We start from the raw sequence: 24,409 nt of genomic DNA, 5'->3' as shown, positions 1-24,409 counted from the left end.
TTTCAGGACGGCGATATCGATGACCAGCTGGGACAGGCGTATTCTTGTGGTGGGGGCCGGCTTCGCCGGCGCGGTGCATGCCCGCGCGCTCGCCGAGGCCGGCTACGAGGTCGACGTGATCGACCAGCGTCCGCACATCGCGGGCAACGCCTTCGACAGCGTCGACGACAACGGCGTGCGCGTGCACCGCTACGGCCCGCATCTGTTCCACACCAACAACGAGCGCGTCGTCGACTGGATGGCCCGCTTCACCACGCTGGTCCCCTACGAGCACAAGGTGCTCGCCGAGGTGACGCCGCAACTGCTGGTGCCGCTGCCGGTCAACCGCCGCACCATCGCCGAGGTGTTCGGAACGCCCCTGCCCGACGAGGCGGCGGCCCGCGCCTTTCTCGACACCCTCGCCGAGCCGATCGACGCCCCCGCCAACGCCGCCGAATACCTGTATTCGCGCATCGGACGCAGGCTCACCGACCTGTTCTTCCGTCCCTACACGCGCAAGATGTGGGCGATGGATCTGGAGGAGATGTCGGCCGCGGTGGTGCAGCGCATCCCGCTGCGTACCGATGACGAGGACCGCTACTTCCCCAACGACCGCTTCCAGTTCCTGCCGGCCGATGGTTACACGGCGATGTTCGAGCGCATCTTCGACCACCCGCGCATCCGCGTCAGCCTCTCGACGTCCTTCGCGCCCGCGATGCGCCGCGGCATGGCGCACTGCTTCAACAGCATGCCGATCGACACCTATTACGGCGACCGCTTCGGTCCGCTGCCCTATCGCTCGATCCGCTTCCACCACGCCACCGAACAGGGCGAGACCGCGCCCGCCGGGCGTGCGGCGACGGTGAATTTCACCGATGCCGGACCCTTCACCCGCGAGACCGACTGGAGCGCGCTGCCGCACCATCGTGTGCTCCCCACCGGTCGGCGCACGCTGACGCGCGAGGAGCCCTGCGACTACCGCGACAACGGGTTCGAGCGCTATTACCCGGTCAAGACGTCCGACGGGCGCTATGACGCGATCTACCGCCAGTACAAGGCGTTGGCCGACCGTGAAGAGGGTCTGACCTTCATCGGTCGCTGCGGCACCTATCAGTATCTGGACATGCACCAGGTCATCAATCAGTCGCTGATGGGCGTCGCCTCGTTTCTGGCCGCCGCTTCGGATGCGCCGTCGGGCAGCAGCGCCTCCGCCTCGTCCGAGCCTTCGTACCAGACCCAGCCGGGCTGAGCGACAGCACTCCCCGCCGCGGCACAGGCGCCGACCAGCAGGGCGAGCAGCGCGAAGAAGCTGACCGAACTGATGGTCGGCGCCGACAGGCAGGCCGGGATCAGGTAGCCGACCAGGGCCGCGGCACTGCCGTCCATCACGAAATGCTGGCCAGGGGTGCAGCCGCGACGCTTCGCCGCCCCGACCTGCCGCCCCAGCCTTACCCCGAAGATCAGCAGCCCCACCATCCCGGGCACGCCGATCCCGGCGAGCAGGCCGGGGATCAGGCTCGACGAGCGCGAGCTGCCCCAGCCGACGCCGAGCCCCCAGGTATCGAGGGCTGCCTGGAGATTGTCGAGATCGGTCGAGGTGCGCTCGTCGTACGATGCGCTCGACTGCTTGTTGAGCGTCGCCGAGAAGATCTGTCCGAGCACGTCATAGGCGCCGGGGGCAAGCACCAGCGCCACCGCCCCGAGCACCCCCACCCCCACCAGCAGCGGCAGGCCGAAACGCAGCAGCTTGCGCAACATGCGGGTCGAGCCACTCATCAGCCCGCCGAGGGCCAGTCCGCCGGCGGCGATCGCCAGCGAGGCGATGCCGGTGGTCGAGGTCGACATCAGCACACCGGCGATGCCGGTGACGAACAGCGGCTTGAGCAGCGCCTGACGATGCCCGCACAGGATCAGCCAGCCGGCGCAGCAGGTGCAGGCGGCCATGTAGCTGCCCAGCGAGGACGGCTCGGCGAACGAGCCGTTGATGCGCGGGATCGCGCCCATCGACTGTCCGGTCAGGATCGACCAGCCCGGGTTGGAGTAGAACAGCGCATCCGGATACGGCAGGTGTGCGACCTTCGAGAGCAGCTGCCAGAATGCGACCGCGAAGGCGACGAAGCCGCTGATCAGATAGGCCTTGAACGCTCCCACCCGGATCGCGTCCGACTTGGTCAGGATCATCGCGCCCAGCGTCAGCAGCAGGAGGTTCACCACCAGATAGAGGTCCTGGTTGATGTTCGACGCGCTTGGCTCCAGCAGCGCGATTCGGAAGGGTGGGGTGGATTTCTGCGGCCACACATAGACCTGGTCGCGGAACAGATGTGGCAGCAGCATCGAGGCGGCGATCGCCCAGGCGCCCACCAGCAGCAGCGGCCCGCACAGGCGCAGCGCACGGCGCTGGCCCGGATACTGCGCACCCAGCGCGAGCTGGAGCATCACATAACCGATCAGCGCCAGCGCAGGCACCAGCCCGGGCTGCACGCCGAGTCCGCCCAGCGTGATCGCCGCCGCCGCCTCGAACACCCCGGCCACGAACAGCAGCTGGAACAGCCGCAGCGGGTTGAACGCCCAGAGCAGGCACAGCGGCAGCACGATGAAGGAGAACGCTGTGATACCCATTCGAACGCCTGCCTCATGTCCGTTTCCGGACAGCTACGGTCGCGCGGGTCGATCCGTTCGCGCAATGCCTGCCACCGCATCCTCGCGATCCCGCGCCCATGATGGCCGGCATTTGCGATGCGGAACTGCTGCGCGGCATACTTTACCTCCACATGGCGGGGGAAGCCCCTTGAACGACCGTATGCCGACCTTGCTGGCCCGTTGCCTGCGCGTCCTTGCGATCGCGGGCGGGCTGTGGCTGTCCAGTCACCACCCGGCGGCGGCCGCACCTGCCGATCCGCTGGATCTCGCCCACCGCAAGCTGCTGTTCGCCGACGAGTTCGACCGGCTCGATGTCTCCGCCCGCGGGCCCGGCACCACCTGGACCGCGCACACGCCCTGGCACGGCGATTTCGGCGACGCGACCTTCGTCGATCCGCAGCCAGGCTTCCCATTCACCATCTCGGACGGCGTGCTGCACATCACCATGCGCCGCAACGGCGAGGGCAGATGGCAGTCCGGCCTGCTGTCCAGCACCGGCCCCGACGGGCAGGGCTTCTCGACGCCATACGGCTATTTCGAGATGCGGGCGAAGTTTCCCTCCGGCCCCGGCGTCTGGCCCGCCTTCTGGCTCGACAGCCAGCCGCCACCGGGCTCGACCGACCCCTCGATCGAGGTCGATATCGTCGAGCAGTACGGGAAATTCCCCGGTGCGTTCAATTCCACCGTCACCGTGTGGCACAAGGGGCAGCCGAAGCTCGACCGCTCGGTGCAGCGCATCAACCGCGTGCCGGCAGGCATCATGTCGTCCGGCTTCCACCTCTGGGGCGCCGACATCACGCCGAAGGACATCACCATCTATTTCGACCGCCAGCCGATCTGGCACACGCCCACCCCGCCGGAGCACCATCACGGCTTTGACATCCTCGTCGATCTCGGCCTCGGCGGCGGCTGGCCCATCGAGCATGCCCCGAATCCGGCGGTGATGGAGGTCGATTACGTCCGCGTCTACGCGCCGCGCTGAGTGACGGTCTGGACCGTGCGGCCGGGTGCAGGCCGGGGCCGGACACGGGAACGCGGCCTGTGGCGCGCGTCCAGACGGTCACTGAGCGCTTCCGCAACCGCGCCGCCCGGGTTATTTTGCCCCTGCATCAGAATCCGGGATCGCCTGTGTCGCTCAACATCGTCGTCGGCATCGCCACAGCGGGCCGGCCGGAGATTCTCTCCCAGACCCTGGCCGACCTGCGCCGTCAGAGCCGTATTCCCGATGCCGTGGTGGTCTGCGCGCCGTCGGAGGCCGATTTCGGCGCCGCGCGTGAGATCGATCCGGGCGCCCCGGCGCGCTTCCTGCTCGGCGCGCGCGGCCTGACCCGGCAGCGCAACCGCATCATCGATGCCAGTCCCGAGGCGGATGTGATGCTGTTCCTCGACGACGATTTCCTGCTCGATCCCGGCTATGTCGCGGCGATCGAGCAGGCGATGACCGCCGACCCGTCGATCGTGGTCGCCACCGGGCTGGTGCTTGCCGACGGCATCAACGGGCCGGGCCTTGGCTTTGCCGAGGGGCTGTCGGTGCTGTCTCATCCGCGGCGCGACCGCACGGCGATCGAGCCGGTGTTCAGCGGCTACGGCTGCAACATGGCGCTGCGTCTCGCGCCGATGCGCGCTCACCGCCTGGCGTTCGACGAGGTGCTGCCGCTCTATGGCTGGCAGGAGGATGTCGATCTGTGCCGGCAGCTCTCGCCGCATGGCCGCATCGTGCAGGTCGATGCAGCACAGGGTGTGCATCTCGGCACGAAGTCGGGACGCAATTCCGGTGTGCGGCTGGGCTATTCGCAGATCGCCAATCCGCTCTATCTGGCGCGAAAGAAACAGGGCTATCCGCTCGGCCGCGCCCTCGAGCATGCCACGCGCAACATGGCGGCGAACATCGCCCGATCGCTCCGCCCCGAACCGTGGGTCGACCGTCGTGGCCGGCTGCGCGGCAATGTCCTCGCCCTGCGCGACCTGCTGCGCGGCCGGATGACGCCGCAGCAGGTCCTTGACCTGTAGGAGCGGCGCCCCGCTCAGGCCATTTTAGCGCGCGGTCCGCGGGAGTGTCCGGCGTGCGGGTTGGCGAAATGAAACAATGCGGTCGCGCGGAGCTGGTCCTCGTCGCAGGGCTCGTTGGTATGGATCGTGCGATAGCCGCAGAAGAAATACATCCGCCCCGGCTCGAGCTTCACGCGGCGGACCGGCGGCAGCCTGCGTTCGGCGAGAAAGCGCAGCACGCGCTGGCTGATGCGGTTGTCCAGCAGCACCTTGTCGACCGCATTGCGCCAGTAGGAGCGCCGGTAGCGCCTCGCATTGGGGATCAGCAGGAAATCGCCCGTCTTGCCCTTGGTCGGGATGCGGATCGGCACCAGCAAGGTCACGACATATGAATCATAGTGGTAGAAATGCGAGTGGGTATTGACGTCCGGCCCGCTCAGGCAGCGCAGCACCTGGTAGAAATCCGACCGCTGCGCCGGCCGGCCGGTCATGTGCTCGTAGATCCGCTCGGCGAGGCTGTGCAGCCGGTCGGAGGCGCCGAGCTCGTCGAGCCCGGAGCCTGCCATTTCGGCGGGTCCGTTGAAGCCGACATAGGCGCCGGGCCTGCGGGCCACCGCGTCGTCGACGAATTTCCCCATCCGCGCGAATTCCTCGTCGGTGAGGAAGTTCGGGATCGAGGCGATCCCGTCCCGGCGCAGGTCCTCGAAGGCCCTGGCCAGTTCGAATTCGTCACCGCGCAGGGCCATGTTCATCGTGTCATTTCCTCTTCGGATATCCCTCGACGGCGTCCGGGCGGTTGCGCGGGGACGCTTCCGGCTCAGGCACCGGCGGCAGGTCCTGTGCGATGGCCGATGATTACTGTCGATAGTGAAACATCTTTTACAAGACGTCAATATAAAATTGAGACGAACTCTCAAAAACACGCAATGGTTGCGCCCTAAGCGGCCTGCGAATCGGTCAGGGCGAGGCCACGCAGGTGGAAGGCCAGCCGTGTGGCGAGACCGACGATCATCAGCGTCGGATTGGCGTGACCGGAGGTCGGGAACACCGAGCTGCCGGCGATAAACAGCCCGTGCACGCCATGCACCTGCCCGTTGGTGTCGACCACGCCATCCTGGGCGGTGGCCGACATCCGGGTGGTGCCCATCGGATGGGCGACGTCGCGCAGTTGCGCCCGCGACAGCGCGTCCTCGGCGATCCAGTCGCTCAGGCGCGGCGGCGCGACGCCGAGCCGGGCGAACGCCGCCGCCGCGTAACGGGCCAGCCGCGCCGCGCTGCGCCTGGCCTGCAGGTCGATGCGCCAGTCGATCACCGCGACCGGCAGGCCGAGCGGATCTCGGCGCTCGCCCAGCAGGATGCGGCTGTCGGGATCAGGCACCTGCTCGACGATGCAGTCCAGCACGAGCCCGCGCAGCTTGTGCGGCACCCCGCCCTGGCCGAACGCCCGTGCCGCGAGTCCGGCAGCCACCAGACGCGGCGCGCGCGCGATGGCCAGCGTATCGGCGAGCGGGTGCGCCGAACGGCCGCCGCGCAGGCGCTTGGCCGCTTCCCAGGGGTCGTCCTCGGCGCGTTCCTCGGTGATCCAGGCGGCGCAGTTGAGCAGGCCCTCGCGCGCCTGGGTCTCGGGCGACAGGGTCAGTCCGCGCACATAGGTCTGCATCCCGCCCGGCTGCGGCAGGCGGAACAGCCCGTAGCGCGCCCGCACCGCGTCGAAGGCGGTGCGGTCGAACGCGGCGATCACCCCGCGCGGATGGTCCATCAGATGGCGCCCGACCTGGTCACGCCCATTGCCGATGCCGCAGCCCATCACCCGCCGCGACAGCAGCAGCATGCGGGCATTCTCGATGCCGCCTCCGGCCAGCACGACCAGCGGCGCGCGGATGCGTGCCTGCCGCCCGTTCAGCGCCACGACCTCGACCCCCTCGACGGCCCGACCGCTGGCGGTGACCAGCACCTCGCGCACGGTGGCGTGCAGCAGCACGCGGATGTCGGCCAACCCGGCATCCAAGGCGCGTTCGGCGAGAAACTCGCGGCCGGACTGGGTGAATGCGTACCCGTCTCGACCGCGGCTGAACTGCCACACGCATTCGCGCAGCGCCTCGTCGCCCGCCAGCCGGTCGGGCACCGGGTCGAACTGCGTGCTGATGCCCAGCTGCGGGGCGGCCCGCTCCAGCCAGGGCATCACCTCGGCGCGGCTGATCGGCCAGCCCGATCGCGCCACCCAGTCGCGTCGTTCGAAATCGATCGGGTCGAACGGCGCGCAGCGCCCGGTCCAGCTCTCTGAGGTGCCGCCGAAGACGCGGTTGCGCACCCGGCGCGGCGCCATCTCGCGTGCGAAGCCGACGGACTCGATCTCGCTGAGCCGGTCGGTCGCCTCGCTCTCCTCGAGGCCGCCGCTCTCGACGACCAGGATGCGCAGATGCAGCCCCGCCAGTCCGCGCGCCACCGCCAGCCCGGCCGGGCCGCTGCCGACAATGCAGACATCCGCCTCGAACACCGAAGCGTCATCCTCCAGACGACGCAGGTCCAGCAGACCCGGCAGGGTGGACGGGTCCGGGGTCGTCGCAGCCGCCTTCATGCCAGCACCAGTCGGCGCAGGCGCCGGCGCAACGGCGCGTCGTAGGCGACCTCGCAGCCGGCGGCCAGCGCCACGATCGCCGCCGCGCTGGCCAGCACCGCCGCAAGGCGGAGGGCGGGCGACAGCGTGTGATGCATCAGCAGAAAGCCGATGGCGCGCGCGATCGGATAGTGGATCGCATAGAGCGGATAGGAGATCATCCCCGACCAGCGCACCAGCGCGGGTGCGCGTTGCGTCGGCGCGTGCGACGTCGCCAGCAGGACGATCGCCGGACAGACCAGCAGCAGGCAGGCGGCGTTGTAGAGCGGCTCCGCCAGGCCCGGCAGCGACGGCATGCAGGTGAAACCGATCACGACCAGCGCCAGCACCCAACGGTCGAGGCGCAGATGCGGTACGTCCAGCCGGTGCAGGGCGACGCCGATGCACATCGCCAGCGCCACGCGCGGAAACCCGGCGAGGAAATCCTGCGCCACCGTTCCGGCATATTCGACACTGCCATTCGCGCCGAGGAAGCTGCCGAGCCACATGGCGCTCACCAGCGCCAGCAGCAGCCCGGCCCCGCGCGGCACGCGCACGGCCACCAGCACCGCGAAGGCGATGTTACCGATCAGCTCGAAGAACAGGCTCCAGACCGGCCCGTTGAGCGGAAACAGCACGTGTTCGACGGTCACGGTGTGAAAGATTGGCACGAACGCGCAGCCGGCCAGCAGCGACACCAGCGTCTCGCGCAGATGCAGCGATGACAGCCCGCCGGGCCGGCCGAGCTCGATCACCGCGGCCAGTACGGTGCCCAGCACCAGCATCGGCCAGAACCGCGCCACCCGGAGCACCGTGAAGCGCATGACGCCGATGCGCCCCTCGCACAGCGCGGGACCGTAGGCATGGCTGAGCACGAAGGCGCTCATCACGAAGAACAGGTCCACGGCGAGATAGCCGTGCGCCACCAGTCCGGGCAGGCCGGTGCGCTCGCCGAAATGGAACAGCATCACCATGATCGCCGCGATACCGCGCAGGAAGTCCAGATCCCCGAAATGCACCCGCGTCGGCGGCATCGCCGGCAGGCGGTGCGATGCCGGACCGGGCATCGCGGCTGGTGGCGCCGGAGCTCTCATGAAGCTCATGGCGGACCTCCCTAACGTGCCGGTTTCGAGCTGCGCCGCCGCTCGGCGATCGCGCGCTCGTAGACAGCCTGGTAGTCCTCGACCAGGCGGGCGACATCGAACACCTCCGCGCCCTCGCGGGCCTGGGCGGCCAGGGCGGCGCGGGCCTGCGGATCGCCGATCAGCGCGCGCAGTCGCTCGGCGAGCTGATCGACGGCACCTGGCCGGAACAGATGTCCGGCGCGGCCGTACTCCAGCATTTCCGTGGTGCCGCCGACGGCGGTGGCGACGATCGTGCAGCCGGCGGCGCGCGCTTCGCCGATGGTCAGGCTGCCGGGATCGGCATAGGAGGCCAGCACGAAGATGTCGCTCTGCGTATACAGCGTGCGCGGCAGCTCGACGAAGCCGAGAAAGCTGACCCGGTCGGCGAGGCCGAGGCTGGCGGCCTGCTGTTCGAGCCGCTCGCGGTCCGGGCCTTCGCCGGCAATGTAGAGCCGCCACTCCGGATGGTCCGGAAACACCTGGCTGCAGGCGTCGAGCAGGTCGAACACGCCCTTGCGGCGATGCAGCCCGCAGATCGCCAGCACGCAGGGGCGCCGGAGCACCACCGACCCCGCCTGGGACAGTCCGGCATGGCGGGGCGAGTTCTCCGGCGCGTTCCAGATCGTCTCGGTGCGCTGCGGCGAGAAGCGACGGCGCAGGAGCTGGTCGCGCTCGGCCGCGCTGACCGCCACCACCCGGTCGCCCAGCCGCATCAGCGTCGAGTGCCAGTCGAACGAGTTGTGCACCGTGGTGACCATCGGCACCGAGGTCAGCCGCGTCGCCAGCCAGCCGATCGCGGCCCCGCCCATCATGTGGGCATGGACCACATCGGGCCGCAGCTTCTTGACCAGCCGCGTCAGACGCAGCGCGGAACGGGCCAGCGTGCGCGGATGTTTCTGGTCCTGCGGCAGCTCGACATGACGCACGCCGGAGCGCTCCAGCAGGCCGACGAAGCTGCCACCGCCGCTGAGAAACCAGACCTCATGCCCGGCCGCGGCCTGCTCGCAGGCCAGATCGACCGCCACGTTGACGCTGCCGTTGGCATGATGGCAGTGCTTCGACAGGTGCATGATGCGCCGCCTCGGCCGCGTGTCCGGCGTGCGGACCCGCTCCCCGCCCAGTCGCGCATTGGGCCAAGCCTCGCCGACACCGATTTCATCCAGCATCCAATCAGACCCTCGTCACAATGCGTTCAGTCGAAACCGGAACAATCTCAAATCGTGCAGACCGGGCGCGTGTGGGGCGCCCTGTCGAATGAATATCCTGCGGACCGGACCCGCCTTGGGCGGGGCGATCATTCCGCTGCAATGTCTCTTTCGTGGAGTTTTGCGACCATCCGTGCGGTTTTATGCACACGGTTCATTATTGACACAAAATAGGTGCTTATGAACAGTTTTTTCGACACTCGATGATATTTCGTCCCGGCGCGCGCCGCGGCCAGCCGCTCAGTGGCCGAAAACCACCGTCTTGCGCCCGTTCGGCAGGGCGCGCCGCTCGACATGGATCCGCACCGCCCGCGCCAGCACCCGCCGCTCGATGTCGCGTCCCTTGCGGATCAGGTCCTCGGGCGTGTCGGCGTGGCTGATGCGCTCGACGTCCTGCTCGATGATCGGCCCTTCATCGAGATCGCCGGTCACGTAGTGGGCGGTCGCGCCGATCAGCTTCACCCCGCGCTCGAAGGCCTGGTGATAGGGGCGCGCGCCTTTGAATCCCGGCAGGAACGAGTGGTGGATGTTGATGCAGCGCCCCGCCAGCTTCCGCGCGAGGCCGTCCGACAGGATCTGCATGTAGCGCGCCAGCACCACCAGCTCCGTGCCGGTGGACTGCACGAGCTGCCAGATCTCCTCTTCCTGCGCCGCCCTGGTCTGCGGGGTCACCGGCAGGTGATGGAACGGGATGCCGTGGAAATCGACATCGGCATGCAGCGTGCGCGGATGGTTCGACACGATGCCCACCGGCGCGATGGCCAGCTCGCCGATCCGCCAGCGATACAGCAGGTCCACCAGACAGTGGTCGAACTTCGACACCAGCAGCAGCACCCTTGCCGGCCGTGCGGTATCGCTCAACGTCCATCGCATCGCGAACTGCGCCGCCAGCGCGCCGATCTCAGCCTCCAGTCGCCCGGCGAGCCCGTCGGCGGCTGCGATGTCGAACACCACCCGCATGAAGAAGCGGTCCTGCCCGGTATCGTCGTATTGCTGTGCATCGGCGATGTTGGCGCCGAGCTCGAACAGCCGTGTGCTGATGCCGGCGACGATGCCGGGACGGTTCGGGCAGTCGAGCGTGAGGATGAAGGTCGAGCGGGCAGGGGTGTCGCGGGTCATCGGCCAGGCACAGTGGTTGCGGTTCCGCGCGGTCGGGTGCGGTCGGGCGGACAGCGAGCGCGGGTTGGCCACAGTCTCTAGGGCAGGTGGGCCCTGGTCGGCAAACGCCCGAGCGGCCGTTCATGAGGGCCGGTAACGGACCCGGAGACGGTCGATCAGAACTCGACCCTTGCGGCCAGGGTCGCGGTCCGCGGCGCGCCTGGGAAGAGCTGCAGCGCGCCGCGGCTCACCCAATAGCGCTCGTTGCCGAGATTCTCGATCGCTGCCCTCAGGATCAGCCGGCGTCGCCCCAGCCGCGAGACATGCTGCACCCCGATCCGGCCGATCAGATAGGGTTGCAGGCGGAAGCGGTTGCCCGGATCGAGCCAGCCCCCGGCCACGGTGCCGAAGCCACCGTCCACGCTCAGCCCGCCGAGGCCGGCGATGGCGGGCAGCGCATACTCCATCGACAGATTGGCCTCGAACGGCGAGGTCGATTCGGCGCGGCGTCCGTCATAGGGGGTGCCCGCGCCATAGCGCGCATCGAGCCAGGTCAGGCTCGCGGATACCGACAGCGCCCGGGTCGCCTGAACGGTGCCGGCGGCCTCGATCCCTTGGTAGCGGACGCTGCCACCCTGACGCTGCGTGTTGGTTGCATCGACATAGGCGGCGATGGTGTCGAGCCGGTAGGCTGCGACCGTGGCGGTCCAGCGTGGTTTCTGCACCTTCAGCCCCAGCTCGTACTGCGCGCTGCGCATCGGTGCGAACACCTCGTAGGCGTTGCGCGCGGTCGCCGCCGCCTGCGTGCCGGACTGCATCGCCTGCACGAAACTGAAATAGACGTTGACCGTCTGCTCGGGCCGCCACGACAGCGACACGACCGGGGTGAGGGGATGATTGCGCCGCGCCGCGGTCCGGCGCCCGCTGCCGTCGGTCGCGTAGTCGTTCTCACGGTAATCCGTATAGCGCGCGCCGGCCAGCAGCGAGAACCGCCGCCACGAGATGCTGTCGCTGAGGAACGGGGAGATCTGGGTGTAGTCGATGTAGTGGTAGAGGCGCGGGTTGTAGGCATGGGCGTTGGTGTTGACCGGCCGCGCGACATGGATGTTTCCATAGTCATAGGGCCGGTAGTAGGTCGCGTTGGCATCCGCATCGAAGAGCTGGTACAGCCACGTCGCACCGCCGACGATGTCGTGGTGCAACGCTCCGGTCATGACGTGTCCCGATACCGTCTGTCGCACCTGATGATAGGTGAACACCCGCGTCATCTGGAACGGCCGGTTGAGATAGTCGCCGCGGTCGTCGAGAAAGGTGATCGCGTTCGACGGGAAGCGCTCGTCGAGATGCGTGTAGGCATAGGCGAGTTCCGCATGCCAGCCACCGCCCAGTTCGAGGTCGAAGCCGGTATTGATGTGCTTGAGATCGTTGCGCTTCCACGAATCCGCGGCACCGAGTTCGGCGCGCCCGCTGATCGGTGTGAGGCGCGTGAGTGTGGGCACGACCGTCACCCCGTTCACCATGCCGGCCTGCAGCGTCGACAGCCAGAACGCGTCCGCGTGCCAGTGCAGCGTATCGGTCAGCCGTGCGTCGAAGCCACCGTTCAGCGACACCGTATGCAGATAGCTGCCATTGACCTGATTGCCGACTTCGTTGAAGGCGACGAAGCGCGTGTCGACACGACCGCCGCCGAGCGGGCCGCCGGCGTCGATGCTCTGGCGAAACACCGCATCCGACCTGTAGCCCGCCTCCAGCGCCAGCAGCGGCGCATCCACCGGCTTCTTGAGCTGGAAATCCAGCACCGCGCCGGGCGCGCCGAAGCCGTACAGAAACGCAGACGCTCCGCGCACGAGCTGGAACTGGCCGAAATTTGCGGTCGGCAGGTCGATGAACCAGTACGGAATCGCGAAGCCGTCGATGCGGTAGCCGTTGGTCCAGTCGAGATTGAGACCGCGCACGCGGAAGCTCGCTCCCGACGCGGTCGATCCGCCATTGGAATTCTCCTGCACGCCGGGCTCGGCACGGAAGATGTCATTGATGTCGGCGGCCTGCCGTTTCTGCACCGTCTGCGCCGACACCACGCTGAGCGAGAACGGCGTGTCGAAGGCGGAGCGCGCACCCAGCGCGCCCAGACTGACATGACGCGCCAGATGCGGGCGGTTGGTCGAGCCCTGCACGGTGATGGTCTCGGTCGCTGTGGCGGTCGGCGTCTGCGCGGCGGCGGCGGCGAGACCGAGCGCGGGCGTCGCGAGCAGGCCGCGCCGCAGCATGGAGATGGCAGACATGTCGATGAGGCTCCCGCAACACGCCCGACCGGACGGGCTGCGGAGTTCTACATGCGAACAGGCATGTAATCACTATATCACTATATTACAATGTTAAATACCTGGAATGACGGTTTCAAACATGTCGGAGACCCTGGGGGCGCCGACTTGCCGACCCATGCGTGCCCCGCGTATCAGCAATGCGAACCGTCCGCCTGGAGGCCGCGATCCGACGCATCACCGATCTGGCGCGATTCGCCGCTCTCCTCGCCACCATCGCCCTGCCGCCGATCACGGCCCCGCTGCCGGCGCAGGCGCGCTGCGGCACCGTGGTGGTGCCGGTCGGGCTGGGGCAGGGGGGTGGTTCGGACATCACCTCGCTCAACCCGCTGCTGATCCTGTCGGCCTACAATGCCGGCGCTTGGAACCTGCTGTTCCGGCCGCTGGTCACGCTGGATGCGCAGCTCCGCGTCGATCTCGCCCGATCGATGGCCAGCCGCATCGAGCGCGATCCCTCCGGCCTCGCGTGGACGATCACGCTGCGCGAGACCGACTGGTCCGACGGCGTGCCGGTCACCGCCGATGACGTGGTCTACTGCTTCGAGCTGATCCGCAGGCTCGGCCAGACCTACAACAGCTATGGCGCCGGCGGCCTGCCGGACGCGTTCGACGCCGTGGTGGCCACCGACGCCCATACCCTGCGCATCACGCTGACGGAGCCGCTCAGCCCGGCCCTGTTCACCACCGTCGCCCTGCCGCTGCTGCATGCGCTGCCGCGTCACGCCTGGAAGACCGACAGCATCGACGCGCTGTGGGCCCGGCAGAGCGATCCGCATTTCTATGACGTCGTCGACGGTGCCTGGCGGCTCGAGCGCTGGACTCTGGGCCGCGAGCTGGTGCTGGTGCCCAACGACCGCTACGCCGGCCCCGACCGCCCGCAGATCGACCGCTTCGTGATGTCGTTCCTCGACAACGACCAGATGCTCGCCGCCTACCGCTCCGGCGCGGTGGATGCGATCAACATGCCCTATCTGCTCTACGACGCCGTGCGCCACCTGCCAGACACCCGCATCGAGCGCGGCGGCAAGCCTTATGCCTATTCCTATATCGGGCTGAATTTCGCCAACCCGAGCACCGCCTTCTTCCGCGACCCGCGAGTCCGCCAGGCGATCGCCGACGCGATCGACCAGCGCGAGATCATCGACCTGATCTTTCACGGCAACGCCACCCCCGCCTACGGTCCGGTGCCGAGCGAGCCCGACACCTTCCTCTCGCCGGAGGCGAAATCCGGCCGTCTGCCGGTCGGCTATGACCCTACCCATGCCCGCGCCCTGCTCGACGCTGCCGGCTGGCATCCGGGCCCGGACGGCATCCGCGTGAAGGACGGCGCGCGGCTGTCCTTCACCACGCTGCTGTCGGCCGGTGGCGGCGTCGGCGCGCCGCAGCTCGAGATCATCGAGCAGAACCTGCGCGCCGTCGGCATCGAGCTGCACATCCGCCAGGTGCAGTTCAACCAGTTGCTGGCCACCATCAACGGACCGTCCACCGGCTGGGAGGCTTACAACCTGATCTGGAACCTCACCGGCTTCCCCGATGGGGCGGAGACCTACAGCTCCACCGGCTTCAACAATCTCGGCCACTACCACGACGCCGAGATGGACCGGCTGACGGCCGCCGAACGGACCGACCCGACCCTCGACAGCCTGTTCGCCTTCCAGGACCGCGCCGTCGAGCAACAGCCGATCATCGTGCTGCCGCATTACGGCTACGCGATCCTCGCCCGCTCGGGCGTGACCGGCTGGTCGCATTACGTCACCCCGCTCGGCGGCCTGCATCCCGAGGCGCTGCGCATCACCGACCCGCGCCGCTGCACCGCCAACGCTCCGGACCGCCCGCTGTGAGACCGATGCCGCCCTGGGCCCGCACCGCACTGTCGCGGATCGCCACCGCCGCGCTGTCGCTGTGGATCCTGGTCACGCTGACCTTCTTTCTCGCCCATCTCACCCCCGGCGGGCCGGCCTATGCGATCCTGGGCATGCGCGCGACGCCGGTGGGGGTGAACCAGGTCAACATGCGCCTCGGCCTCGATGTGCCGCTGTGGATGCAGTACCTCACCTATCTCGGCCATCTGTGCACGCTGCGGCTCGGCTACTCGTTCCTGCTCAACCAGCCGGTCGCGCATCTGATCGTGATGTATGCGGCCAACACGCTGCTGTTCACCTCGCTCTCGATCGTGGTCGGCACGCTCGCCGCGCTCGCCATCGGCATGGTGCAGGGCGCGAGCTGGAACCGCTGGCCGGGCCGGCTGATCGGGGCGTGGCAGCTCGCCACCTACGCCACCCCCTCCTTCTTCATCGCCGGCATGCTGGTGCTGGTGTTCGCATCCACCCTCGGCTGGCTGCCGGCCGGCGGCATCACCGACGCGCACATGACCGAACCCGGCCCGCTCTCCTACGCGCGCCACCTGGTGCTGCCGGTCGCCACCGTGTCGCTGATCGTCGCCGCCTCGCTGTCGCGCTATTTCGGCCAGTCCGTCGCCGAGGAACTCGAACGCGATTATGTCCGCACCGCGCGCGCCAAGGGGCTGGGCTTGCGCGACATCCTGCGCGGCGAGGTGGCGCGCAACGCGCTGCGGCCGTTCATTACCCTGCTCGGCCTGTATCTGCCCGCCCTGTTCGCCGGCTCCGTGGTGGTGGAGACGATCTTCGACTTCCCCGGCCTCGGCTGGCTGCTCTGGCACGCCGCCCTGCAGCAGGACTACCCGACCCTGATCGGCGTGGTGCTGCTGATCGGCGCGCTCACCATCGTCGGCAATCTCGCCGCCGAGCTCGCCAACGCCGCGCTCGACCCACGCCTGCGCAGCCGGACGCTCGCATGAGGCGCCCCGATCCGATGCTCGTCGCCGGTATCGGCCTGGCCACCTTCGTGCTGTTGCTCAGCTTCATCGGTCCGCTGCTGTGGCCGGTCGACCCGTTCGCGCTGGGCCCGCACAGCGTGCTGTCGCGGCCCTCGCTCGCCCATCCGGCCGGCACCGACGATCTTGGCCGCGATTCGCTGGCGCGCCTGATCTCGGGCGGTGCGACCACGCTCACCGTCGCCATTCCCTCGGCGATCATCGCCTTCCTCGCCGCCTGCTTCTACGGCTTTGCCGCCGCCCTCGGTCCGGCCTGGCTCGACCGGCTGCTGATGCGCCTGCTCGATGCGATCCTCGCGCTGCCCTCGCTGGTGGTGCTGATCTTCTTCGCCGCCCTGACCCGGCTCGACGCCGCCCACCTTGCGGCCCTGCTCGGCCTGGTCAGCGCGCCGTCGCTGGCCCGGCTGATCCGCAACGAAGCACTCGCCCAGCGCGAGCGCGACTTCATCCTCGCCGCGCGCCAGCTCGGTGCGTCGCCGTTCTACATCGCGCGCGTGCACCTGCTGCGGGTGATGGCGCCGATCCTGGTCGTCAACGCCACCTTCCTGGTCGGCGACACCATCCTCGCGCTGTCCGCGCTCAGCTTCCTCGGTCTCGGCGTGCAGCCGCCCCACACCTCCTGGGGCGGCCTGCTCGAATCCGGGCTTACCGTCGCCCCGCTGGGCGCGTGGTGGCTGATCGTGCCGCCGGGCGGGATGATCTTCCTCGCCATGCTCGCCGCGTCGCTGACCGGGCGTGGCCTGCTCGCCCGCGCGGGAGACCGGCTGTGAGCCCGCCGCTGCTGCGCATCGACAATCTCTGCGTGCGCACCCGCGATGGCGGCCTGCTGGTCGATGACGTGCAGCTCGATCTCGCCCGCGGCGAGATGCTGTCTCTGGTCGGCGAGAGCGGCTCGGGCAAGTCGCTCACCGCCGCCGCGATCCTGCGCCTGCTGCCGCGCGGCCTCGTTGCCACCGGCCGCATCGCCTTCGAGGGGGCCGACCTGCTCGCCCTCGACGAGGCGTCGATGCGCGCGATGCGCGGCGGGCGTATCGGCATGGTGTTCCAGAACCCGCTCTCGGCACTCAACCCCACCCGCACCATCGGCCGCCAGATCGCCGACCCGGCCCGGCTGCATGTCGGCGCCGATGCGCGGCAGGCGCGCGAGATGGCGCTGCAGATGCTCGCCGAGGTCGGCATTCCCGACCCGAAGGCGCGCATCGACGACTACCCGCATCAGTTCTCCGGCGGCATGCGCCAGCGCGTCGCCATTGCCATGGCGCTGGTCTGCCACCCGAAGCTGCTGATCGCCGACGAGCCGACCACCGCGCTGGACCCGATCGTCGCCGCCCAGATCCTCGAGCTGATCGGCGGTCTGCGCCGCCGGCACGACATGGCGGTGCTGTTCATCAGCCACAACCTCGCCGTGGTCCGCGCCCATACCGACTGCGTGCAGGTGATGTATGGCGGCCGCACCGCCGAGCGCGCCCGCGCGGATGTGTTCTTCGCCCATCCGCGGCACCCCTATGGCCGCGCCCTGCTCGATGCCGCCCCCGATCTCGCCACCGTGGTCGCCGCACCGCCCGGCTATGCGTTGCCCGCCCTGCCGGGCCAGCCGCCCGACCCGCTCGCGCGTCCGCCAGGCTGCGCCTTCGCCCCGCGCTGCCCCGCCGTCGCGCCCGATTGCGAGGTCGCCGTCCCGCCCCTGCGCCGCCTCGAGCGCAGCGAGGTCGCGTGCCTGCATCCGGTCGCCACCCCGGCCGGTCCGCGTGTCCCTGCGCCGGAGGCTCCGATGTCCGCCTCCACGCACTCCTCGCGGCCGTCGTTGCTGGAGGTGCGCGACCTGGTCGTGCGCTACGACCGCAGCCGTACCATCCTCGACGGGCTTTCCTTCGATCTCGCCGCCGGGGAATGTCTCGGCATCGTCGGCGAAAGCGGCTCGGGAAAATCCACCCTCGGCCGGGCGGTGCTGCAGATGGTCGCCTATCAGGGCCGCATCGCGCTGCAGGGCCACGATTTCGCCACCCTGCGCGGCCGTGCCTTCCGCGACCAGCGCCGCCGCATCCAGGTCGTGTTCCAAGACCCGAAGGAATCGCTCAACCCGCGCCTGAGCGTGCTGCACTCCGTGGCCGAGGCCGCCCGTCTCGCCCAGGGGCTGCCGCGCGATGCCTCGCTGGCCGCGGCCCGTACCCTGCTCGAGCGCGTCCGTCTCGGCGCCGCGTTGTACGACCGCCTGCCGGAGGCGATCTCCGGCGGCCAGGCGCAGCGCGTCGCCATCGCCCGCGCGCTGGCGGCGAAACCGGCGCTGGTGGTGCTCGACGAACCCACCTCCGCGCTCGACGTCTCCACCCAGGCGACTCTGCTGAACCTGCTCAGATCCATCGGCCGCGCCGAGGGCCTGGCGTGGCTGCTCATCAGCCACGACCTCGCCGCCATCGCCTATATGGCCGATCGCATCGCCGTGCTCCGTGCGGGGCGCATCGTCGAACTCGCGCCGCCCGCCACCCTGGTCGCGCAGCCGCACGATCCCTACACCGCCGCCCTCGTCGCGGCCGCCACCGGCTGAGCGGCTACTCGGCGAACCCCAGCGCCAGCAGCAGCAGCACCCACACCAGCAGCGCCACCGCCGCGATCACCATGATCGCCATGCTGCGCCAGGCGGCTGCGAACCAGGACAGCCCGTAGGCGCCGCGTGTCTGCGCATACAGATGTGCCGGGAACGCCCAGGCGAGCAGATGCCGGTGCGGCACATGCAGCCGCGCGAGCAGCAGCAGCGCCGTCAGCAGCAGCGTCAGAAAGCTCAGCGAATAGGTGACGAACACCGCATGGTCGAACAGGGTGGTGCCGCGCCTCCGGGCGAACAGGACGCCCATCAGTGGCACCGAGACCGGGATCAGGGCCCATGAGAACTTGTAGCCATTGGCTTCGAGCTTGAAGAGCAGGAAGTCTGGATCCTCGGCCGCGCGCAGCAGGCCCCGGTCCAGCATTCCCCAGCCGGTCGGGTGGAGGCGCAGGAACGCCACGATCTCCTCCTTCGGGTCGCCATGCAGCCCGTCGAGCACGGTCCTGACCCGCAGCAGCTCCTGCCGTTCGGCGCGCAGCTCGGCCAGCGACCTGGTGCTCGCCGGCTCTCCCGGCGCGCTGATGCTGACGCGCCGCTGTTCCTCGGGCCCCGGGAGCGCTTCGCCCTGCGCGATCGCCGCGTCCACCCGCGCGAGCTGCGCCTCGACCGGGGCGCCGGTGCGTTCGGCAAGCTCGGGATCGATCCTGATCGATGGTGCCCCCAGCAGGGCATAGACGATATAGAGGACGAAGACGCAGAACAGATACAGCGGCAGCGGGGCGAGGAAGCGCCGGCGCTCGCCGTCGATATAGCGCCGCGTCAGTTGCCCCGGTGCACGCAGCAGCAGCACCAGTGTGCGCCACACCGCGCCTTCGACATGCAGCACGCCATGGCTGAAATCATGCCACCAGGCGCCGAGCGTGCGATGGATATGTCCGGACTGTCCGCACGCATGGCAATACGCACCGACGCGCGTGGTGCCGCAGTTCAGACAACGGGCATCGTCATGGGGATCGTGGAGTGCGGCGTGTCCGGACACCTGGCCTCGCCGTTATGGGGTCGTATCGGTCCAGCAGACCACGAACCGCCCGATCTGGCCAAGGCCCCGTTGCGGGGGGTGTCAGGCCGACACGGCCATCGCCGCATGCTCGCCCCGCAAGGCTGCGCGCAGCGATCGCTCCAGCTCGGCCCCCGCACCGGGATGAGTGGCGAGGAATTCGCGGGCGCGCGCCTCGGTATCGAAGATGCAGAACACGCCCTCGGCCGCCTGCGCGCCGTCGATGAGATACTGTCCGTCGCGCGACAGATGCAGGTGTGGCGCCACCTCCGCATCCGCCTCGCCGATCAGGAAGCGGATCGCGCTGTCACGGCTGGGATGTGCGGCGAAGCCGCGACGCTCGCCCGTCGCAAGGTAACTGTAGACCATCCCCGTGCCGGCCGCGCTGGACCGCCTTTCGTTGTTCCTTTGTCCTGACAGGGACGTGGCCTCATTACACACCCCGGACAAGCCGGCGGCGACATGCTGACGCGATTTTGATCGATGGGTCAGCTTCATCCGATGCCATTCGCCCCTGTCAGCGCCCGTCGAACGCGGCGGGCGAGATCGCGCCCCTTGTAGGGCTTCTCGATCAGGTCAAAGGCCTGGCCGCCCGCGTCGACGCGCTCGATCGACGATTCCGCATAGCCGGTGGTCAGCAGCACACGCAGCCCCGGGCGCCGCCGGCGGGCCTCGCGGGCCAGCATCACCCCGTTCATGCCCCCGGGCATGATCAGGTCGGTGAACAGCAGCTCGATCCCCGGCACCGCCTCCAGCCGCTCCAGCGCCTGCTGAGCATTGCCGGCGCGCAGTACCGTGTAGCCGAGACCGGCCAGGACCTCCTCGGCATAATCGCCCACATCGGGCTGGTCCTCGACCAGCAGGATGGTCTCGTCGCCACCTTCGGCCGCTTCGGCGCGCGGGGTCGTGATGGCCTCCGCGGCCGCATGCGCGCGCGGGAACAGCAGCCGCAGGGTGGTCCCGTGGCCCGGCTCGGAGGTGATCCGCAGCGCCCCGCCCGACTGCTTCATGAACCCGTAGACCATTGACAGGCCAAGCCCGGTGCCCTGGCCCTGATCCTTGGTGGTGAAGAACGGCTCCGTCACCCGGCTCAGTACCTCAGGCGACATGCCGGTGCCGCTGTCGGTGATCGTCAGCATCGCATACGCGCCCGGTGGCAGCCGACCATAGCCCTGGTCCTCGGCCGACACCACGCAACTGGCGGTCTCGATGCGCAGGCGACCACCGTCAGGCATCGCGTCGCGCGCATTGACCAGGATGTTGACCACCGCGAGCTCGGCCTGCGTGGGGTCGAGCCGCGCGGTGCAGCCGGCAGCCCCGTCCTCGTCGCACAGCTCCAGCGTGATGCCTGGGCCGAGCGTGCGCTCCATCACCGGCCGCATCCGCCTGACCAGCTCGATCAGATCGACCACCCGCCCGTCCAGCTTCTGCCGGCGCGCGAACGCCAGCATCTGCTGTGTCAGCGTGGCACCGCGCTCCGTCGCCGCCATTACCGCAGACATCGCCCGCCGCGCCCGCGCCGGATCGAACGTCTCCGGCCGGTCGAGCTGATTGATGACCATTTCTCCGAAACCGAGGATCACCGTCAGCAGATTGTTGAAATCATGTGCGATGCCGCCGGTGAGCTGGCCGACCGCTTCCATCTTCTGGGCCTGACGCAGCGCCTCCTCCGCATCGTGTCTGCGGGTGATGTCGAGCTGCGAGCCGAAGAAATACAGCAGCCGGCCGTCCAGATCGAACACCGGCGAGACGAACAGCGCGTTCCAGAATGCCGCCCCGCTCTTCTTGTAGTTCAGGATCTCGACTGCCGTCTCGCGTCGCTCGGCGACCGCCGAGCGCACCTCCGCCACGGCATCGGGGTCGGTCTCGGCCCCCTGCAGGAAGCGGCAGTTGCGGCCCAGCAACTCCTCGCGCCCATAGCCGGTCATCGCCAGGAAGGCGGGGTTGGCAAACACGATCGGATTGTCGGGCAGGTTCGGATCGGTGACGATCATCGGCATTCGCGTCGTCGCCACCGCGGCGACGAAGATGCCGTTGTGGGTGTCGTCGATGTCGGGCAGCGTCGCTCCCGAGACAAATCCTCCCGAGGCCGGCAGCACGGCGGTGCCATGGCGGTCGTGGGCTGTCTTCTCCGGGGGTGGCCGTTCGGTCATCGGTGGTGTCGAACGTCCTCGTGCAACGCGGGGTTGCCTATAGCGTGGGATCCACCGGCTGCTTCCCGCTCGCCGCCAGCATCGCCGGCACGAACAGCAGTGTCGAGGCCAGTGTCGCCGCCAGGCTCAGCAGCAGCAGCTCGCCCATGCTGGCCGTGCCGGGATGCTTCGACAGCGCCAGCGAGCCGAAGGCGGTGGCGGTGGTCAGCGCCGAGAAGAAGATCGCCCGCATCGTCGGCGAGGCGAGGGGCTTCGTCTCGCCATGCCGCCAATTCATCACGAAATAGATGTTGAACGACACGCCCACGCCGAGCAGCAGCGGCAGGGCGATGATGTTGGCGAAATTAAGCGGCAGCGGCAGCAGCACCGAGCAGATCACGGTGGCCAGTGCGGACAGCAGCAGCGGCGCCATCACCCGTGCCGCGTCGCTGACCCGGCGCAGCGTGATGAGCAGCAGTACCGCGATCGCCACCAGCGCGCTCAGTGCCGCCACCTCGAATGCATGCACCACGGTCGCCGCGCTCTCGACGATGTTGAACGCCGTGCCGGTCGCATCCGGCGCGATTTGCCTCACCGCGGCGGTGAAGGCGTGCAGCCCGGCATTGTCGTCCTCGCCCGCATGCACCGTCACGTTGACCCGCGAGCGCCCGTCGGGAAGCTGCCAGTCGCGCTTCATGTCCCCCGGCACGTCGGCCAGCCCCACCGGCTTCGCGGCCAGCGCGTCGCGCAGCGTGGCGAGCTGAGCCGGCAGGTAGCGCACCAGATCGTCGTTCGTCGCCATCAGCAGCGAATCGGGCGCCTTCGCCAGCCGCGCGAGGTCGTCGGCGATGCCCGCCAGCGGCGAGCCCGGCGGCAGCCTGCCGCGCACGGCGGCCAGCTTGTCGGCGGCGGCCTGCGCACTGGCGCGCAGCGCGGCCGCATCGGGCGCGGGCTTCACCTCGGGCGGCGACAGGGTCGGCAACAGCAGCGACGCCGCATCGGCGATCATCGGCAGGGTCTTGTCCTGATCCTGCGGAACGAAGCTCGACAGCGTGAGCACCTCGCCCGCCTCCGGCAGCGTGCGCAGCCGTGCGGCCAGCGCGTCGGCCGAGCGCAGGTCGGGACGCAGGATATCGGCGCTGTAGGGCGTGGTCAGCGGGTCGGTCAGCAGCAGGTTCAGCGTCTTGACCGCCGGCGCATCGGGGCTTTGCGTGTGCAGCGGATCGCCGTCGAAACTCAGCTTCGGCAGCAGAACCAGCCCGGCGAAGGCGACGATCCCCGCGCCGGCGAGAATGAAGCGGTGCGCCCGCGCGATCGGGCCGTCGACGTGCCGCGTAAGCCTGAACCCGGTCTCCGCGCGTGCGGCACGCGGGTGAAATACCCGCAGCAGCGCCGGCAGCAGCGTCAGGGTGGAGAGGAACGCGATCATCATCCCCACCCCGGCGATCAGCCCGAGCTGGGCGACGCCGATGAAGGCGGTGGGGGTGAAGCCGAGGAAGCCGGCGGCGGTGGCGAGTGCCGCGATCAGGATCTCGGTGCCCGCCCGCCGCGCGGTCACACCCAGTGCGCGCTCGCGGTCGGTGTTGGTCGCCCGCAATTTCGGCCGCCGGCCCGTGGTCACCAGGCTGGGCTGGAGATATTCGCGGAACCGCACCGAGAACTGGATGCCGAAATCCACCGCGATGCCGACGAACAGGATGGCGAACGCCACCGAGATCAGGTTCAGCGTGCCCACCGCGAGGGCGGCGAAGGCGGTGGTCATCAGCAGCCCGAACAGCAGCACGATCAGGATCGGCACCGCGAAACGCCAGCTCCTGACCGCCAGGAACAGCCACACCAGCACCACCAGCAGCGAGCCGATCAGCTCCTTGACCGCGCCCTGCGCGACGGTCGCGAATTCCTGGTCGTCCAGCGCCACCTGCCCGGTGATATGCACCTCCGCCAGCCCGGATTTCACCTCCGGCAGCGCGGCGATGGCGGCCTTCATCGCGTCCGTCGCCTTGCCGCCGGGCGCGAACGAGCCATAATCGAGCTTCGGCTGGGTGATCACGAAGCGGTATTTGCCGGCCATGTCGGCCAGATCCCCGGTCAACAGACGCTGCCAGGACAGCGGGGCGGGATGGCCGTCGGCCGCCGCGTGCAGCGCGCCCGCGAACCCTTCGAGCGGCTTGTCGAACCCGGCCCCGGGCCCCTGGCCCGCCGAGATCCCGTCCGCGATCAGCCCCAGGGCGCCAAACAGCCCCCGCGCCGACGGATCGGCTGCGAGCTGGCCCAGGAACGGCTGGGCGGCGATGGTGTTGTCGAGCAGCGGCTCCAGCTTGTCGGGGGAGAGGAACATCAGCGCATTGCGCCGCAGATAGGCGTTCGAATCCGGTCGCAGCGCGTATTTGAAGAGTGTCTTCTGGCCGACCAGCGCGTGCTCGAGCCCGTCCGCCGCGGCCTCCGCCGCCTCCGGCACGGTGCCCGAGACCACCGCGATCAGCGTATCCTGGTTGCGCGGGAAGGCCTTCTCCATCTGCAGCTGCCGCACCCGCCAGGGAAGGTGCTTGCTGAACAGCTTGCCGGTATCGGTGCTCACGCCGAGATCGGTGCCGATCGCCGCCACTCCTCCGGCCATCAGCAGCGCACAGACCGCGATCACCCAGAACGCGTTATGCGCACAGAACCGCGCCATCCGCGCCAGGGCGGTGGCCATCGGATGTGCCTGGGCCGACGCGCTCAGCGGGGCGGGCTGCGGCGGAAGTTCCGGGCTGGGGACAGGCGCAGGAGAAGACATGCGGCGGCTTAACGCGAAATCGTCGTATTTCGTAACCCACGTGACCTGATTGCCGCGGACCTGCGACATGCTTGCATCACCTGCCGCGGTGGGAGG

At 69.0% G+C, this 24,409-nt stretch carries 18 protein-coding genes; 7 read left to right on the top strand and 11 right to left on the bottom strand.

Going from position 1 to position 24,409, the window contains the following annotated elements; all coding sequences use genetic code 11:
- Positions 1-19 precede the first annotated feature (19 nt).
- Positions 20-1,228, top strand: coding sequence for a UDP-galactopyranose mutase (locus tag FHR90_RS12270; protein WP_176623795.1), 1,209 nt, complete (start codon positions 20-22; stop codon positions 1,226-1,228).
- Here the strand turns inward: FHR90_RS12270 and FHR90_RS12265 are convergent.
- Positions 1,120-2,598 carry a hypothetical protein gene (locus FHR90_RS12265; RefSeq protein WP_176623793.1) on the bottom strand — a complete coding sequence of 493 codons (1,479 nt, stop codon included), beginning with the start codon at positions 2,596-2,598 and terminating at the stop codon, positions 1,120-1,122. The genes FHR90_RS12270 and FHR90_RS12265 overlap by 109 nt on opposite strands.
- A gap of 169 nt (positions 2,599-2,767) precedes the next feature.
- Between FHR90_RS12265 and FHR90_RS12260 the strand changes: the two genes are divergently transcribed.
- Positions 2,768-3,601, top strand: coding sequence for a glycoside hydrolase family 16 protein (locus tag FHR90_RS12260; RefSeq protein WP_176623791.1), 834 nt, complete (start codon positions 2,768-2,770; stop codon positions 3,599-3,601).
- A 146-nt stretch (positions 3,602-3,747) separates the two neighbouring features.
- Positions 3,748-4,629: a glycosyltransferase family 2 protein gene (locus FHR90_RS12255; RefSeq protein WP_218062027.1), complete on the top strand. Its 882-nt coding sequence runs from the start codon at positions 3,748-3,750 to the stop codon at positions 4,627-4,629.
- Positions 4,630-4,643: 14 nt separating this feature from the next.
- Here the strand turns inward: FHR90_RS12255 and FHR90_RS12250 are convergent, their stop codons facing one another.
- The 6 genes from FHR90_RS12250 to FHR90_RS12225 form a co-directional block, all read right to left on the bottom strand.
- On the bottom strand, positions 4,644-5,360 hold the full coding sequence (locus tag FHR90_RS12250; RefSeq protein WP_176623789.1) for a hypothetical protein: 717 nt from the start codon (positions 5,358-5,360) through the stop codon (positions 4,644-4,646).
- 185 nt (positions 5,361-5,545) lie between these two features.
- Positions 5,546-7,186, bottom strand: a complete 1,641-nt coding sequence (locus tag FHR90_RS12245; RefSeq protein ID WP_183275323.1) for an FAD-dependent oxidoreductase — start codon at positions 7,184-7,186, stop codon at positions 5,546-5,548.
- Positions 7,183-8,307, bottom strand: a complete 1,125-nt coding sequence (locus tag FHR90_RS12240) for an acyltransferase family protein (protein ID WP_183275322.1) — start codon at positions 8,305-8,307, stop codon at positions 7,183-7,185. The genes FHR90_RS12245 and FHR90_RS12240 overlap by 4 nt, the downstream gene beginning before the upstream one ends.
- 11 nt (positions 8,308-8,318) lie before the next feature.
- Positions 8,319-9,494 (bottom strand): glycosyltransferase, encoded by a 1,176-nt coding sequence (locus tag FHR90_RS12235; protein ID WP_176622722.1) that lies wholly within the window; start codon positions 9,492-9,494, stop codon positions 8,319-8,321.
- Between the two features lie 279 nt (positions 9,495-9,773).
- Positions 9,774-10,652 (bottom strand): formyltetrahydrofolate deformylase, encoded by an 879-nt coding sequence (gene purU / locus FHR90_RS12230; protein ID WP_176622720.1) that lies wholly within the window; start codon positions 10,650-10,652, stop codon positions 9,774-9,776.
- A gap of 155 nt (positions 10,653-10,807) precedes the next feature.
- Positions 10,808-12,913 (bottom strand): TonB-dependent siderophore receptor, encoded by a 2,106-nt coding sequence (locus FHR90_RS12225; protein WP_176622718.1) that lies wholly within the window; start codon positions 12,911-12,913, stop codon positions 10,808-10,810.
- A 179-nt stretch (positions 12,914-13,092) separates the two neighbouring features.
- On the opposite strand from FHR90_RS12225, the gene FHR90_RS12220 reads away from it, so the two are divergent.
- From FHR90_RS12220 to FHR90_RS12205, 4 genes are read left to right on the top strand one after another with little or no spacing between them, the layout of a single operon-like run.
- Positions 13,093-14,793 (top strand): peptide ABC transporter substrate-binding protein, encoded by a 1,701-nt coding sequence (locus FHR90_RS12220; RefSeq protein WP_176622716.1) that lies wholly within the window; start codon positions 13,093-13,095, stop codon positions 14,791-14,793.
- Between the two features lie 5 nt (positions 14,794-14,798).
- Positions 14,799-15,770 carry an ABC transporter permease gene (locus FHR90_RS12215; protein ID WP_176622714.1) on the top strand — a complete coding sequence of 324 codons (972 nt, stop codon included), beginning with the start codon at positions 14,799-14,801 and terminating at the stop codon, positions 15,768-15,770.
- Positions 15,767-16,576: an ABC transporter permease gene (locus FHR90_RS12210; RefSeq protein ID WP_176622711.1), complete on the top strand. Its 810-nt coding sequence runs from the start codon at positions 15,767-15,769 to the stop codon at positions 16,574-16,576. Before FHR90_RS12215 ends, FHR90_RS12210 begins: the two co-directional genes overlap by 4 nt.
- Complete coding sequence (locus FHR90_RS12205; RefSeq protein ID WP_266152688.1) at positions 16,573-18,351, top strand: dipeptide ABC transporter ATP-binding protein; 1,779 nt, start codon at positions 16,573-16,575, stop codon at positions 18,349-18,351. The genes FHR90_RS12210 and FHR90_RS12205 overlap by 4 nt, the downstream gene beginning before the upstream one ends.
- Positions 18,352-18,355: 4 nt before the next feature.
- On the opposite strand, the gene FHR90_RS12200 is transcribed toward FHR90_RS12205, so the two are convergent.
- The 4 genes from FHR90_RS12200 to FHR90_RS12185 form a co-directional block, all read right to left on the bottom strand.
- Entirely contained in the window at positions 18,356-19,387 is a 1,032-nt protein-coding gene (locus FHR90_RS12200; protein ID WP_176624785.1) for a DUF3667 domain-containing protein, read from the bottom strand.
- 81 nt (positions 19,388-19,468) lie between these two features.
- Positions 19,469-19,774: a hypothetical protein gene (locus FHR90_RS12195; RefSeq protein ID WP_176624783.1), complete on the bottom strand. Its 306-nt coding sequence runs from the start codon at positions 19,772-19,774 to the stop codon at positions 19,469-19,471.
- A gap of 125 nt (positions 19,775-19,899) precedes the next feature.
- On the bottom strand, positions 19,900-21,558 hold the full coding sequence (locus tag FHR90_RS12190; protein WP_176624781.1) for a histidine kinase famiy protein: 1,659 nt from the start codon (positions 21,556-21,558) through the stop codon (positions 19,900-19,902).
- A gap of 37 nt (positions 21,559-21,595) precedes the next feature.
- Positions 21,596-24,232, bottom strand: coding sequence for an MMPL family transporter (locus tag FHR90_RS12185; RefSeq protein ID WP_183275321.1), 2,637 nt, complete (start codon positions 24,230-24,232; stop codon positions 21,596-21,598).
- Between the last annotated feature and the right edge of the window lie 177 nt (positions 24,233-24,409).

This window comes from Endobacter medicaginis (assembly GCF_014192375.1).
GTDB lineage: Bacteria > Pseudomonadota > Alphaproteobacteria > Acetobacterales > Acetobacteraceae > Endobacter > Endobacter medicaginis.
Note: the sequence above shows the minus strand (reverse complement) of the source record. Positions and strands in the feature narration are given on the sequence as shown.

Coding starts and splice junctions, on each gene's coding strand:
- FHR90_RS12270 (WP_176623795.1), top strand. CDS start 20: ATGACCAGCTGGGACAGGCGTATTCTTGTGGTGGGGGCCGGCTTCGCC.
- FHR90_RS12265 (WP_176623793.1), bottom strand. CDS start 2,598: ATGGGTATCACAGCGTTCTCCTTCATCGTGCTGCCGCTGTGCCTGCTC.
- FHR90_RS12250 (WP_176623789.1), bottom strand. CDS start 5,360: ATGAACATGGCCCTGCGCGGTGACGAATTCGAACTGGCCAGGGCCTTC.
- FHR90_RS12245 (WP_183275323.1), bottom strand. CDS start 7,186: ATGAAGGCGGCTGCGACGACCCCGGACCCGTCCACCCTGCCGGGTCTG.
- FHR90_RS12240 (WP_183275322.1), bottom strand. CDS start 8,307: ATGAGCTTCATGAGAGCTCCGGCGCCACCAGCCGCGATGCCCGGTCCG.
- FHR90_RS12235 (WP_176622722.1), bottom strand. CDS start 9,494: ATGCTGGATGAAATCGGTGTCGGCGAGGCTTGGCCCAATGCGCGACTG.
- purU (WP_176622720.1), bottom strand. CDS start 10,652: ATGACCCGCGACACCCCTGCCCGCTCGACCTTCATCCTCACGCTCGAC.
- FHR90_RS12225 (WP_176622718.1), bottom strand. CDS start 12,913: ATGTCTGCCATCTCCATGCTGCGGCGCGGCCTGCTCGCGACGCCCGCG.
- FHR90_RS12220 (WP_176622716.1), top strand. CDS start 13,093: ATGCGAACCGTCCGCCTGGAGGCCGCGATCCGACGCATCACCGATCTG.
- FHR90_RS12215 (WP_176622714.1), top strand. CDS start 14,799: ATGCCGCCCTGGGCCCGCACCGCACTGTCGCGGATCGCCACCGCCGCG.
- FHR90_RS12210 (WP_176622711.1), top strand. CDS start 15,767: ATGAGGCGCCCCGATCCGATGCTCGTCGCCGGTATCGGCCTGGCCACC.
- FHR90_RS12195 (WP_176624783.1), bottom strand. CDS start 19,774: ATGGTCTACAGTTACCTTGCGACGGGCGAGCGTCGCGGCTTCGCCGCA.
- FHR90_RS12190 (WP_176624781.1), bottom strand. CDS start 21,558: ATGACCGAACGGCCACCCCCGGAGAAGACAGCCCACGACCGCCATGGC.
- FHR90_RS12185 (WP_183275321.1), bottom strand. CDS start 24,232: ATGGCCACCGCCCTGGCGCGGATGGCGCGGTTCTGTGCGCATAACGCG.